Source organism: Vibrio sp. AIC-3 (assembly GCF_013114515.1).
In the GTDB taxonomy this organism is placed as follows: domain Bacteria; phylum Pseudomonadota; class Gammaproteobacteria; order Enterobacterales; family Vibrionaceae; genus Vibrio; species Vibrio crassostreae_C.
Window position 1 is genome coordinate 166771 of sequence record NZ_VTXG01000001.1, and the last position, 14586, is coordinate 181356.

The following is a 14586-nucleotide window of genomic DNA, read 5'->3' on the forward strand; positions in this document are numbered from 1 at the left end:
TTATAATAAAACACGAAGGTATAATTAAACAAATCAGGCTTAAGAGTCCATCAACTTGTTCTATTTTGTGTCTTTTAGGCGCGCAAATGATAGCTCAATTCCGTTTCAGTGAAAACTTTTCAGCACACTTCGTTTACATTTTTGCAAGGTAGTTAACATGTCTACTCGCTCACGCAGCGCATCTCGTTCAGACAAACCGGCTCGTTCTGGTGCAACATTAAAACAAAGCGGTAATAGACAAAGCCGAAGCAGTGATAAGAATAACACTGGCAATTCGCACAACAAATCTCACTCAAGCAAGCACCGATATAAAGGCAAGCCTACCAATGCAAAACCTAAGGTTGCGCTCGAAGATCGCAAAGTAATTCTGTTCAACAAGCCTTTCGATACTCTAAGCCAATTTACAGATGGCGAAGGGAGAAAAACGCTAGCGGACTTTATTCCAGTGAAAGACGTTTATGCTGCAGGTCGCCTTGACCGCGACAGCGAAGGGTTAATGGTCTTGACCAACGATGGTATTTTTCAAGCTAAGCTAACTCAACCAAACTCAAAATCCCCAAAGACTTACTGGGTACAGGTTGAAGGCGCACCTTCTGAGGAAGATTTAGATAAATTGAGAAAAGGTGTCGAACTAAAAGACGGCATGACACTGCCCGCTCAGGTTGAGGTGATGTCTGAACCTGTTGTGTGGGATAGAACCCCTCCAGTACGCTTCAGAGCCGCGATACCGACAACATGGTTGGCTATTACAATCATTGAAGGACGTAACCGCCAAGTAAGACGCATGACAGCCAATATCGGCTTCCCTACCCTACGTCTTATCCGCTATTCAATGGGCAACATGAATGTGGGGCAGCTACAGCCTGGTGAGTGGAAAGAGATTTAACTCATAGCAATATAAAAAAGCAAGATATTTATTATATCTCGCTTTTTTACACATAAAAATTGATTACTCTTGGTCAATCATCCACTTACGGAATACTTTACGGTCTTCTTTTGAAGTGCTCAGATACAAAGCTTTAAGTTGTTTCAAAGACTCCGATTTATCTACAACCTGAGCTGATGTGTTAGCCGTTAAACCTTCAGCGTTTACTAGCGTGTTTTCTTCTAAACTTGTAGCATTAACCTTAACTGCAGGACGAACTTGGTTTTCTACAACTAAATAACTCATGGTTACAGCAGCAGCACCACCAACTTTATTATATTCTGTAGCTTCTTCAGAATAACTTCTATTTAGTTGAACTCCGTCACTAGCTAAAATGTCTTCATTTTTGATTAAGGCTTGTCCTTGCTTGTTTTTAATTTCCCAATTCAAGTTTCCAATGTTTTCTTGAGCAGAACGCAAGTTTTTAAACTCAGGCATAGATAAGGTAAGTTCTTCGTTTTTTGCCTCAAATTTAGCGATAATAACAGAACTGTAGACTTTCCTTTGATTATCTCTTTCATCAAATACTGGTTCATATTGAAAAACGATTTGGTTTTCACCGTCAGGTAAAAGCACTGTCTTATCTGCAGAAAACAACCCTTGTTCAAAGTCAGGAACACTCATGTTTACTGAAAGTAAATTTACATTTTCAGGGACATCCAATATTACTTCGGCATCAACTACTGTAGAAGCAACTAACAGCCCCAAAAAAGAATATTTGAAACTTTGCATTATTGTATCCATCCTTATAAAAAATAGGCAAAAAAAAGCCCAACTCTATGTTGGGCTTTTTCTAACAATATATCAAATTACCAGTAAACACGAGCACCGATACCGAAATTGTTTTCGCCCTCAACAGTCTGAGGCGCTACAACCATATCACTACCTTGAGCGTTGAAACCTAGAGTACTACCGTCTGCATAACCATACTCAGCATAGACACGTGCCCAGCTAGCGTACTTGTATTCAGCACCAACGTAAACAACGTTGCTATCTTCTAATAAATCGTGATCTTGAGACACGAACTCATAACCACCATATACTGTTGTTTTATCAGCAACGCCATACGTAGCAGCTACTGAGAAACCTGTTTGGTCTGCTTTATCAATAGCAGATTCAACAGAAGATGCCGCAACAGTTGCACCAACTGTTAGAACATCTTTAGAGTACTCAACAGTACCTTCGTAGTATGTGTTTTCAAGGCCTGTAAAACCAGAACCAGCTACATCATCAGTTGTTTGACCACCACCAACGTGGATATTTACGTCACCAACAGAAAAACCAACGTAAAGTTCAGCTAGCTCTTGATTAGAATCATCTTCTGCTAATCCGTATCCTGCTTTTACCCAGAAGTTGTCAGAATCGTAAGAGTACTTTACTTGTGAGTCATGAAGAGCACCGTTCAAAGTAGAGTAAAGCAGTGCAGAACCACCAAAGAAGTATGAGTAATCAGCGCCGTATACATCATCTGATGTAGTCCATTGCTTACCAAATTTGATTGTTCCCGCTTGATCGCTGCTAAAGCCAAAAATGTGGTTACGTACATACATGTCGCCACTGTCTTTCAATGCAAATTCTACTTTACCAAGAACTTTAAGATCATCAGATGCATTATATTGAGCGTCAACACCAGCACGCGAAGAACCTGAACCTAATTTGGCATCTTGCCCGTCTAGGAACTTAAGCTCTGTACGTAGTTGACCGTAAAAGTCTACTGCGCCGTCTTCTGATTTATAAATTTCCGCTGCGTTTACTGAGCCTGCTGCTGCAACAACTGCAAGTGCTAATAGAGTCTTTTTCATAATAAATCCACTGCCTTTTCTAAGAATGGGAGATCCTTGCCCGGTTCCCTTTTATTTTTATGACTGGTCATTACCACTCTTTGTTGGTTAATCACCGTCACTAAATTTCGAGGTCTAGATTGCAAAAGATTATCCTGCGTGTCAAATAAACTAAAAACAAACCTAAAAAAAACACAAAACTTTCAAAATCAATCGCTTACATTTTTTTTCATTGTTTTACGAGCAGCTTATCCTTAGTTTTATCAGGAAATATAATAATCCAAAAAAAGAACAAAACAGCATTTAACACCACAAATAACTTGTAAAAACGCCACATCTCAGGATTTAACACCTACAAGCAAGTCTTTTTTAATATTTATATTTCGCAACATAAATAAAATAGTTAAGTTCCTGATGGTTCAGTTTTTTTTTGTGAACAAGATCTACCTTTGATTCAAAAGCAAGCTATTTCACCGTAAATGTACCGACTAGTGATATGTGCTACTATCCTCGCTCCGTTACGTAGGTCACAGTATGCTAACTACTAAAATTCAAAAATCTATTCGCACCAGTTATCAAAACCTCCAAGATCAGTTGGACAACTTTGTACCTCGACGTGCTCAAAATTACCTTGTTGCAGAAATAGCGAAGACACTTTGTGGTCAATACCACAAAAGTAATCGCATGATTGTTGCAGAAGCGGGAACCGGGATCGGGAAATCACTGGCTTATTTAATGGCAACTATTCCTGTCGCTGTGCTCAATAACCGAAAAATAGTCATATCAACGGCGACGGTTGCGCTACAAGAACAGCTCGTCAATAAAGATCTCCCTCTATATAGAAGACTGACTGATCGAGAGTTTTCTTTCATATTAGCGAAGGGCAGACAGCGTTATTGTTGTTCCGAAAAGCTAGCCGCTGCCTGCGGGGTTGATGACGGACAAATGGCCATGTTCGAATCTAAGCCAAAGAAGAAGGATATCGACCAACTTCAAACCATGTATCGTAGCCTAACCCAAGGTAAATGGGATGGTGACCGTGATTCGTGGCCAAATCCCATCGACAACATGATTTGGCAGATGATTGTCAGCGATAAGCACAGCTGTAACAACAGTATGCCTACGCATAGAGACTGCCCTTTCCAGAAAGCTCGCTCAGAGCTAGATAAAGCAGACGTGATTATCGCCAATCACAGTTTAGTGATGGCTGATGCAGGCTTAGGCGGCGGCGTGATACTGCCTGAACCAGAAAATAGCATCTATATATTCGATGAAGCTCACCATTTACCGCATGTAGCCAGAGATCACTCTTCTGCGGCTGCGAGCTTAAAAGGCGCAGCATCGTGGTTGGAGCGTTTGAATCAATCAATCACTAAGCTTTCAGGCCTCGCTGACGAGAAACGTGTCCATCGATTTCGAAATGAGCTGCAAGACTCAGTGCAACAGCTGATCCCTACCCTGACTCAAATGAGTAAACAGTTTGACGCTAACCACTTTGAAGACGGCTTGTATCGCTTCGAACATGGCGACTTACCAGAGTGGCTTGAGAATGAATCTAAAGATCTCAAGCAGCTCACGCAAAAGGCGAGCCAAGCCGTTGCGAAGATTGCAGACCTAATTGCAGAACGAGTTAAAGACGGCGAGCTTTCAGCAAAACTTGCAGAGCCGGCACTGGCAGAAATTGGCTTCTATATACAAAGAACAGAGAACCTTGCTCAAGTTTGGCGCTTAATGGCTGAACCGAAGAGAGAAAAAGGCGCTCCTTTGGCTCGTTGGCTCGAACTGAATAAAGAAAGCGAAGGCGATTTCGTTGTGAATGTTTCGCCACTAGAGGTAGGTTGGCAACTGGATCAACAAATCTGGAGCCGCTGTGTGGGTGCCGTATTAGTATCTGCGACCATGAGGGCGCTCAACTCTTTCAGCTTTTTCTGTCATCAAGCCGGTATCAGCCAAAAAGCAGAAGATGGCGTACAGTTTTTGGCTTTGGCATCACCGTTTGATTACCAGAATCAAGCTGAGCTGATCGTTCCGGCAATGAAGTACGAACCACAAGCACCTCAGTTTACCGAATATCTTATTGAAATTTTGCCTAAGGTAATAGAAGACAAAAAAGCCAATCTCGTTCTATTCTCTTCTTACTGGCAAATGAACAAAGTTGCAGAGGCTTTAACAACAGATTTCGTTAAAAAGTCGTGGGCATTGCAGGTTCAAGGTGATACTTCACGAACTGAAATTCTAAAAAAACATAAAAAGCTAATAGACCAAGGTAAAACCAGCGTTCTTTTTGGAACTGGCAGCTTTTCTGAAGGTCTTGATCTACCGGGTGAGCTTCTTGAAAACCTCGTTATTACCAAGATTCCTTTTGGTGTTCCTACCTCTCCCGTAGAGCAAGCACATTCAGAATATATTGAATCACGCGGTGGTAACCCTTTTATGCAGATTACTGTTCCAGATGCGAGTAAAAAGCTTATTCAATCTGTGGGTAGACTACTGCGTAAGGAAAGAGATTCTGGTAAAGTCACGATCCTTGATAGACGCATAGTAACGAAGCGATACGGAAAGTCCCTACTCGATTCACTACCGCCTTTTAAAAGAACAATAAAATACTAATATCCCCTGCCCTTGAGGTAGTTATGGGCCTGTCATCGCTAGGCCCTTGCATTCACAACCCAACATGACTAATCCATCGGTTTTTCATGTGGCTGCCCTATCAGCCGATAACGAGAACACTAGCTATTTATGGAAATGATTGAGCCAACCATGTTGGTCATACTTGCTCTGGTTGCATTTGCAGCAGGCTTTATTGATGCTGTCGCAGGTGGCGGAGGGATGTTAACCGTTCCAGCTTTACTGTCACTTGGTTTACCGCCACACATCGCATTGGGTACTAACAAGCTTGCAGCAACCTTCGCTTCATCTACAGCTGCATTCACTTACTACCGTAAAAAGCTGTTCAAGCCTGAGTGTTGGGTCAATGCATTCATATCTACTTTAATAGGTGCGACCATCGGCACACTCACTGTTGATGCCATTAGCACCGAGTGGTTAGAGAAGGTATTGCCGTTAGTCATTCTTGCCGCAGCGGTCTATACCATTTTTCATAAGACTCCAGATGTGAGCCATAATGTGTCTCCTAAGCCATGCCCTGTGCTTAAGAGAAAACAAAAGTACCAAGGATTCATTCTTGGCTTTTATGATGGGGTTGCTGGCCCAGGAACTGGCGCGTTTTGGACGGTAAGCTCTATGGCGCTTTATCGCTTAAACATCTTACTTGCCTCTGGTCTATCCAAAGCCATGAACTTTACCAGTAACTTTACCTCTTTGGTGACCTTCGCGATTCTTGGTCATATTGATTGGGTTCTAGGTTTAACCATGGGCCTTTGTTTGATGGCCGGTGCATTTGTTGGCGCTCACTCTGCTATTCGGTTCGGTGCTACATTTATAAGACCTGTGTTTGTTACAGTTGTAAGCGTACTTGCAATTAAACTGGCATACGAAGCTTGGTTTGTGAACTTATAGGCAGTAGCCAACGGGAAGTGAAATGAATCAATTTTCAAAGCTAAAAAGTGTTATTGATACCTTGATTGGCCATTGCTCGCAGGTTGACAAATCTCGAGGGGCTTATCATCAAGCCTTGTTTGACCGAGCCTTATTTAAATGCGGCGCCTCTGTTTTGCTTCCCTATGCACTTGAAACTCAGGCAACGTACCGCACCATTGTACGTGAACAAACCTCAAATCAACTGACCGCGTCCAGAGCCAACTACCTGACAGAAAAGCTGACCAATCAGATTGCAGCAATCCAAAGAGAGTTAGCCAACCACGATTTACGCTTGGACCGAAAAAGCAAGTCAGGGAAAACCCTGAACGACCTATACAACGAACTCGCCCAGCACCAAGACTGGCAAAAGCGATTGGTCGATTTAGTACGAGTACGAAAGTTAGCGTTTGATTCTGCGCCTCGCCACAGTAAGAAAAAAGCGGAAGAGGCTTGGCAGTTAGCAAAAGAGCGATTAGAACGCTGTGAAGACTCAATGAAAAATATTGAGAGACTGATTAACTTAGAGAACCCTAAGCGAAATGAACACTGATAACACACCATCACCACTGGATAACGCACCAGAAGAAGTTAAGTTAGCTGTCGACCTGATCTATCTGCTCGAAAGCAACGAAATCGATCCAAAAGTCGCGTTAGAAGCAATCAAAATTGTCCAGCAAGATTTACAAGCCAAACTAGCATCTAGCATCTAGCATCTAGCATCTAGCATCTAGCATCTAGCATAAAAATATACAGGATTCACATGTACCAACTCAGCTTTTCTATGCCCGAGTTTCTTGAAAACTACTGGCATAAAAAACCAACCATCTTAAAGGGTGGCTTCCAAAACTTCGTCGACCCAATTTCGCCGGAAGAACTTGCTGGTTTATCGATGGAAGAAGAAGTGGATTCTCGCTTTGTCTCTAACCTCGACAATCAGTGGACTGCAGAACACGGCCCATTCTCTGAAGAAAAGTTTGGCGAATTAACCGAAACTCATTGGCAACTGATCGTTCAAGCAGCGAACCACTGGCACCAAGGCGCAAATCAGCTGACTGAGGCGTTCCAAGCGTTACCAAACTGGTTATTCGACGATCTCATGATCTGCTACTCAGCACCTGAAGGCGGCGTAGGCCCACATATTGATCAATACGATGTCTTCATCATTCAAGGTCAAGGCAAACGTCAATGGAAGGTTGGCGCTAAAGATGTTGGCCAATACAAAGAGACTGTTCAAGCGTCTGCACTTCGTCAAATTGAAGGTTTTGACCCAATCATTGATGAAACTTTAGAGCCGGGCGATATCCTTTATATCCCACCAGGTTTCCCACATGAAGGGAACACGTTAGAGCCGTCAATGAGCTACTCTATTGGCTACCGCTCGCCTAAAGAACAAGAACTGATCAGCAACTTTGCCGATTTTGTACTTGCACATGATATGGGTGACGTTCATCTTCACGATCCAGAATTCAAAACGCAAGATGGCTACGGAAAAATTCGTTCATCGGATTTAAGCAATCTCACAGACATGTTGAAATCTGCACTAGAGCAACCTGAAACCATCAGTGAATTCATGGGTTGTCTGCTAAGCCAATCACGCCACCAGCTTGATATCGTTGCTCCAGAGCCACTATGGACTCAAGAAGAGATCGCTCAATACTTAGAGTCTGAAGGTGAGATTCACCGAGTATCAGGCTTAAAGGCGCTCTACCACGAAAATGAAAGCAACACGGCTTACATCAATGGCGAAGTGGTTAAGGTTGATGAAGCGGATTCTTCGTTACTCAACATACTTTGCGATGAGACCATGATTACCTCGGCTACTGCCCTATCTCCTTCGCGCATAACTGTCGTGACTGAATTGGTCAACAAAGGCTACTGGTTTATCGAAGAGTAAGCAGCGTCAACCGCTGGTTATTGCATAGCCTCTAAATAAACAATTAAAAAAGGGACAAATGAAATCTTCATTTGTCCCTTTTTCTATTCAAGAACTGGTTAAGGCTTAATGCTTATACCTTGAACTGATTGACCAACTTCTGTTGTTGTTGAGACAGTTGGTCAATTTCATTGCCGACTTGCTCAGAAGCCGCGGCTTGCTCCAAGATCTTCGCACTCAAATCGCGAATATTAACCACGCTTTGATTTACTTCACCGGAAACCGATTGTTGCTCTTCGGCTGCTCGAACGATCTGACTGTTCATATCACTGATCGCCTCAATAGAAGTAAAGATCGACCCCAGATCTTCAACTGCTTTCTGAACGTGTAGTGCTGTATCGTTAGCTAGGATATTGCCTTCTTGTATTGCTTCAACGACATCTTGAGTTCCAGCATGAACCTTGTCGATCACCGCTCTGATCTCACCAACCGATGACTGGGTGCGACTTGCGAGGTTTCTTACCTCATCCGCAACAACAGCAAAACCTCGACCTTGTTCGCCAGCACGAGCCGCTTCAATCGCCGCGTTCAATGCCAGTAAGTTAGTTTGCTCAGAGATCCCTTCAATCACACTTAAGATCTCGGTGATGTTTCCGTTATTTTTTGCCAATTCTTCAACAATAGGAACAGCACTCGACATACGCTCAACCAGCTTTCTCATTTCACCGGCTGAAAGTTCAATGACTTGTTGCCCTTGTTGAGCAGAACGATTCGCTTCACAAGCAGCATCAACGGCCACTTCTGCGTTTTGTACCACTAAGCCCGCAGTTTGAGTCATCTCTTCTGCCGCTGTCGCCACAAGATCCACTTCTTTAAATTGAGATTCACTGCTTTCTCGAGTACTTGATGCCGATGCTTTAGCCTGGCTTGTCGTGCTCGCCACTTGCTCAGTGGTGTGAATCACTTCTTTGATCGTGTGTTGTAGCTTGTCTAAGAATAAGTTGAACCCTTTGGATAGCTGACCAATTTCGTCTTGAGATTTCACTTCCAAACGTTGGGTCAAATCACCTTCACCAGAAGCAATATCATTAAGTCGCTCAACCACTTGTCGAATAGGCTTCACAATTGAAAGGGAAGCAAATGCGATAATGGCTAAGCCAAAGATAATAAACACTGTACCGGCGATCACTTCTGTTTTGATGCCTTCACTTAGCTTAGTGCTAATGATGGAATCCAATTTATTTGCGTCAGCGACGACACTGTCTCTTGGGATCTCAAACAACACCCCCCAAGTTTGGTTAGCTGCAACAACAGGTGCAAAGGCAAGTAACCACTCACCGTTCTCGCTCCATTGCGTTGTCACTTCACCACCAAAGATAAAGTCGGTCATTAAATCACTGTTTGTATTGCCACTTTGGAAAGTTGAACCGACTGCAATGCTTGAATCATCAGAAGCGATGACCGAACCATCTAGACTAACCACGTAAGCTTTACCCGCACCGTTAAACAAGCTCTGGTCAGATTGAGTAATCACACTGGTTAAACCATCAAGTCTTAGATCAATACCAAGAAAACCAATAGCAACGTCGTCAACCAAAATAGGGACTGAAATAGAGGACGTAAGTAGTGCTACACCACTGCTGTTCACGACTTTCGGCGTACTAATACACGTTTGCCCTGAAGACAAAGGACAGTAAAAACGTTCGCTATTGCTGTCATCATTCAAGATAGATTCTGAAAGAACGTTCGCTAGAACATTTTCACCGTTATCTGCCACCTTCCAGTAAGGAGCAAAACGACCTTTTTCGTTAGAACCAACATAATCAGCATCGACATAATTCGCATCTTCACTATCGAGCAAGTCAGGCTTGAAAACTAGATACGCTCCTTGAATAGAGTCGAAGTTTAAAACCGAGCGACGAACCATTTCATCCAAGGCGGTACGAAGCTCTTCACTTGGTGTAAAGTTTTCGTCTGCATTGTTTTTTAGAAACTGAGCACTGGCCGCAAGCATCTCTGCGCGGTAAATAGCTTCGTCTACATAACGTTGAGTTTCTTGAGCGTTTAGCTGAGAAACAGACGCCAGCAACTGCTGAGTTTTATTGATAACTGATTCTGAACTTTGAGATTTGATGACTTGTTGATTGCTCGTCGCGTTGTAGATCGAGAAACCAATAAGAGACAGTGACGTAATGATTAAACAACAACCTGCTAAGAGGGTTATTTTCCACTGTACCGATAGAGAGCGCATTTAATATCCTTATTTAAGCCAAAAGACTTCCATAACCATAACTATCACATCGACAACGAATTGCTGTACACAATGTAAATGAGTTAGACGAATAGCTTAGCGGATAATTACAGCACAAATTGCTTACATATAAAACGAAAGTTTATACAAATGTTAATAGAGCGTGTTTTCTTCCTTTTTTCTGTGATTTCAAATGATGTACTCATATAATCATTAGCTGTGTTGCTTAGGTTTTAGCGCTTTGGACATAGCCAGAACATCGATATTTAAAGGAAGCCCACTCCACCCTCTCCCTCTTTAAAATGCAGTAATTTCGGATTAGTTTTTATAATCCAAGTTATAGATTTTTATCTTGCTCAACTTCACACTTTTTGATTGCTAAGCCCGCAATCAAGCTCTAATATCTCGCGCCTAGATTCCCTGAATACTTTATTCATTTGGCTCTCCTTTAATGGAGCGCTAAGGCTTTTTACGTCTTAATTTTTGGAGAGATACGCAAATGTCCGCCTCGTTTCCATTAGCGAAACTTACCTTTTTAATCGCTATTCTGACTGCCGTAGGTCAAATGACTCAAACGATGTACGTGCCTTCTATCGGTCATATGGCAGGTGAGTTCTTAGTTTCGGCATCTTCACTGCAGGCAGTGATGGCGTGTTACTTGATCCCTTATGGTCTGTCGCAATTTGTTTACGGCCCACTTTCAGATCGCCTAGGTCGTAAACCGATCATCGTGATTGGTTTGATCATCTACATCATCGGTACTTTGGTGGCATTGTTCGCTCACGAATATGAATGGTTCTTAGCGGGCAGCTTTATCCAAGGTTTGGGCATCGGTTGTGGTGGTGCGATGTCTCGTACATTGACTCGCGACTGTTTTGAAGGCGCAGAGCTGCACCGTGCAAACAGCTTGATTAGCATGTGTGTGATTTTCTCACCATTGATGGCTCCTGTACTGGGTGGTTACCTAACAGAAGTTTTCGGCTGGCGTTCTAGCTACTTATTCCTTGCGCTGTTTGGTATTGCTGTTGTGATCACTATGATGACGAGCATGATGGAAACACTGCCGAAAGAACGACGCAAGCATGAATCGGTTGCCAACAGCTACAAGTTCGTTCTGTCTGATAAACGTTTCCAAGGTTTCTTATTGGTATTAGTCGCAACCTTTGCTGGTGTAGCCGTATTTGAAGCAGCGGCAGGTGTGTTGCTTGGTGGCGTACTTGGCTTACCGGCAACCACAGTAAGCTTGCTGTTTGTCTTGCCTATTCCAGGTTACTTAGTCGGTGCAGGCTTATCTAGTTACATCGCACAACGTCGCTCTGAGCGCCGCGCACTGAATGTTGGTCTAGTAGCAATCTTGGTAGGCTCAACTGTGGTGCTGATACCAGGTCTGTTTGGTCAAACAACAGCATTAACTTTGATTGGCGGTGCCACAATTTACTTCTTGGGCGCTGGTATCTTATTCCCAGCAGCAACAACGGGGGCACTTTCGCCATTCCCATACCACGCAGGTACAGGAGGCGCGATCTTAGGTGGTATGCAGAACCTAGGTGCTGGCATCGCAACACTGTTGGCATCGTTCTTCCCTGCTCAAGACCAACTGCCACTCGGTTGCCTGATGATTGCTATGTCATTCATCGCTATGCTTGGTTTACGTTGGGTTAATCGTAAACCTGACCACTCAAACGAAATGCCATTGGCTATTTAACGTAAAACTCGAATCTTGCTAAACAAAGGAAAGGGACATACTGAAAAGTGTGTCCCTTTTTGTTGCACATTTATTCCTTCCACTCTCACGTATCAGTAATTTCATTTAACATTACTTTGATTTTTTGAAAACAATAACAGACACTTACGATGAAGGTGCATATCCAGAATCCAATTATAAATAATATCACTGGAAGATACCCAACCAACAAAGGATGCTGGCATCAAAAAGAGTAAGGTGCACACTAAGGATATATAGATGCGTATCGCTTTAACCACATTAGCCGTATCAATAGCGCTTGTCGCCGGATGCAGCAATCAAGGAATCTCAGCCATGAACCACTACTCTCAATCACAACTCGTCGCTCAACAAACCCAAGCACCCGTTGCTAAGAAAGTCCCTCACGCAATGACGATTCATGGTGAAACCCGAATCGATGATTACTATTGGATGCGCGATGATGCACGCCAAGATCCAGAGATATTGCAACAACTTGAGCAAGAGAATCAGTACGCAGATACGGTGTTGAAACATACAGAAGCAGCACAAAAACAATTATTTGAAGAGATTAAAGGCCGAATCGCGAAAGACGACAATTCGGTACCGGTTCGCAAAGGCAGTTACTACTACTCGAATAAGGTCACAGGCGACAACGAATACCCAGTTCACCTGCGTGAAAAAAACTTTTTAGGCACAGACAAGCAAGTCATCTTAGATGTAAACGAGCTAGCAAAAGAGCATGAATTCTTCAGTATTGGTGGCTTAACGATCAGCCCAGACGAAAACTTGTTGGCCTATGGCGAAGATACGCTAAGCCGCCGCATTTACACCATCAAGATCAAAGACCTCACAACAGGTGAATACCTAAAAGATGAAATTGAAGGCGCTTCAAGTGCTATCGCATGGCAAAACGACAACCAAGCCTTCTACTACATCAAAAAAGATCCACAAACATTGCTGGGTTATCAAGTTTACCGCCACGTGTTAGGCACAGCTCAGGCAAGCGATGAGTTAATCTACGAAGAAACCGATAGCGCTTACTACACCTCTTTGAGTAAAAGCAAAGATGGAGAACAGGTCTACATTTGGCACTCGAGCACAGAAACCAGCGGTGTTTCAGTCATCGATGCCAACAACCCAAAGGCTACAGCTGAGGCTTTCTACCCAAAAGAGACCGGCATAGAGTACAGCATCGCTAAGCTAGGTGATTGGTATTACATCTATACCAACTACCAAGCGGTCAACTTCCGTTTAATGAAAGTCACAGCCGAAGAGATGCATGATCGCTCAAAATGGGTCGATGTCATCCCAGCAGACGATAATACTCAGCTTGTAGATTTCGAGTTGTTTGATGACCATCTTGTTTACGAACAACGCGCAGGTGGTTTGTCTACAGTGAAAGTTCGCCAACTCTCAACAGGTTACGAGTTCCCACTTGAATTTAACGACACCGCATTTGCCGCTTACCTAACGAGTAACTATGAATTAGATAACTCAAAAGTTCGTATCTATTACAGCAGCTTAACCACGCCAGGTACTTACTATGATTTCGACCTAAGTACAGGTGAATCCGAACTCATGAAGCAAACACCCGTATTAGGTGATTTCGAAGCGGATAACTACCAATCAGAGCGAATCATGATTACGGCTCGCGATGGTAAGCAAGTTCCTGTCTCTTTGGTTTATCGTAAAGACTTATTTAAGAAAGACGGCACTAACCCAATCTACCAATACGGCTATGGGTCTTACGGCTCTACGATTGAACCTACCTTCAGCTCAACTCGCCTAAGCCTACTGGATAGAGGTTTTGTTTATGCCATCGCACATGTCCGCGGTTCAGAAATGCTTGGTCGCCCTTGGTATGAAGATGGCAAAAAACTGACCAAACAAAACACGTTCAACGACTTTATTGATGTAACCAAAGAGCTTGTTGAAGAAGGCTACGGCGCGAAAGATAAAGTGTTCGCCGTTGGGGGGTCTGCTGGCGGTCTATTGATGGGAGCAATCATCAACCAAGCACCAGAACTGTACCGTGGTATTGGTGCACATGTTCCGTTTGTAGACATTGTGACAACCATGCTCGATGAATCGATCCCTCTAACCACCAATGAGTATGACGAATGGGGTAACCCGAACGATAAAGCCTACTACGATTACATGCTGGGGTACTCACCGTACGACAACATTAAGGTACAAAACTACCCGAACATGTTGGTAACGACAGGCCTGCATGACTCACAGGTGCAGTACTTTGAGCCAATGAAATGGGTTGCGAAGCTGCGTGAAATGAAAACAGACAACAACGTATTGCTGTTCAAAACCGATATGGAAGCCGGTCACGGTGGCGCTTCTGGCCGATTTAAACGATTAAAAGAAGACGCACTTGAATACGCGTTCTTTTTGGATTTACTTAAGACTCAATAGATTCTACGTAACTGTAAGTATTCACATCATTTAATGTCGCCATTTTGTCTCTACAAAGTGGCGACAGAAATTATTAAGCATGGTTAA

Annotated in this window: 11 protein-coding genes; 8 read left to right on the top strand and 3 right to left on the bottom strand. The window is 43.2% G+C overall.

The features are described 5' to 3' along the window. The first annotated feature begins 157 nt into the window (after positions 1–157). On the top strand, positions 158–886 hold the full coding sequence (locus F0229_RS00735) for a pseudouridine synthase (RefSeq protein ID WP_017062110.1): 729 nt from the start codon (positions 158–160) through the stop codon (positions 884–886). 63 nt (positions 887–949) lie between these two features. Here F0229_RS00735 and F0229_RS00740 read toward each other — a convergent pair whose 3' ends face one another. Both F0229_RS00740 and F0229_RS00745 read right to left on the bottom strand, forming a co-directional pair. Next, positions 950–1657: a DUF2057 family protein gene (locus tag F0229_RS00740; RefSeq protein WP_017062111.1), complete on the bottom strand. Its 708-nt coding sequence runs from the start codon at positions 1655–1657 to the stop codon at positions 950–952. Between the two features lie 77 nt (positions 1658–1734). Further along, positions 1735–2727 carry a porin gene (locus F0229_RS00745; RefSeq protein WP_171732050.1) on the bottom strand — a complete coding sequence of 331 codons (993 nt, stop codon included), beginning with the start codon at positions 2725–2727 and terminating at the stop codon, positions 1735–1737. A gap of 513 nt (positions 2728–3240) precedes the next feature. Between F0229_RS00745 and dinG the strand changes: the two genes are divergently transcribed. The 5 genes from dinG to F0229_RS00770 all read left to right on the top strand — a co-directional run bounded on the left by dinG (position 3241) and on the right by F0229_RS00770 (position 8140). Then, complete coding sequence (gene dinG, locus F0229_RS00750) at positions 3241–5316, top strand: ATP-dependent DNA helicase DinG (protein ID WP_171732051.1); 2076 nt, start codon at positions 3241–3243, stop codon at positions 5314–5316. Positions 5317–5445: 129 nt separating this feature from the next. Beyond that, positions 5446–6225, top strand: coding sequence for a TSUP family transporter (locus F0229_RS00755; RefSeq protein ID WP_017062114.1), 780 nt, complete (start codon positions 5446–5448; stop codon positions 6223–6225). Between the two features lie 22 nt (positions 6226–6247). After that, positions 6248–6796, top strand: coding sequence for a primosomal replication protein (locus F0229_RS00760; RefSeq protein ID WP_017070024.1), 549 nt, complete (start codon positions 6248–6250; stop codon positions 6794–6796). Then, complete coding sequence (rsmS, locus tag F0229_RS00765) at positions 6786–6956, top strand: pleiotropic regulatory protein RsmS (RefSeq protein WP_017055021.1); 171 nt, start codon at positions 6786–6788, stop codon at positions 6954–6956. The genes F0229_RS00760 and rsmS overlap by 11 nt, the downstream gene beginning before the upstream one ends. A gap of 50 nt (positions 6957–7006) precedes the next feature. Further along, on the top strand, positions 7007–8140 hold the full coding sequence (locus tag F0229_RS00770) for a cupin domain-containing protein (RefSeq protein ID WP_171732052.1): 1134 nt from the start codon (positions 7007–7009) through the stop codon (positions 8138–8140). A 112-nt stretch (positions 8141–8252) separates the two neighbouring features. Here the strand turns inward: F0229_RS00770 and F0229_RS00775 are convergent, their stop codons facing one another. Beyond that, positions 8253–10370 carry a methyl-accepting chemotaxis protein gene (locus F0229_RS00775; protein WP_171732053.1) on the bottom strand — a complete coding sequence of 706 codons (2118 nt, stop codon included), beginning with the start codon at positions 10368–10370 and terminating at the stop codon, positions 8253–8255. 499 nt (positions 10371–10869) lie between these two features. Between F0229_RS00775 and emrD the strand changes: the two genes are divergently transcribed. After that, entirely contained in the window at positions 10870–12075 is a 1206-nt protein-coding gene (emrD, locus tag F0229_RS00780; protein ID WP_017065927.1) for a multidrug efflux MFS transporter EmrD, read from the top strand. Between the two features lie 333 nt (positions 12076–12408). Beyond that, the gene (locus F0229_RS00785) at positions 12409–14499 is read left to right on the top strand and encodes a S9 family peptidase (RefSeq protein ID WP_171732104.1); all 2091 of its coding nucleotides are present in this window, start codon (positions 12409–12411) and stop codon (positions 14497–14499) included. The last annotated feature ends 87 nt before the right edge of the window (positions 14500–14586 follow it).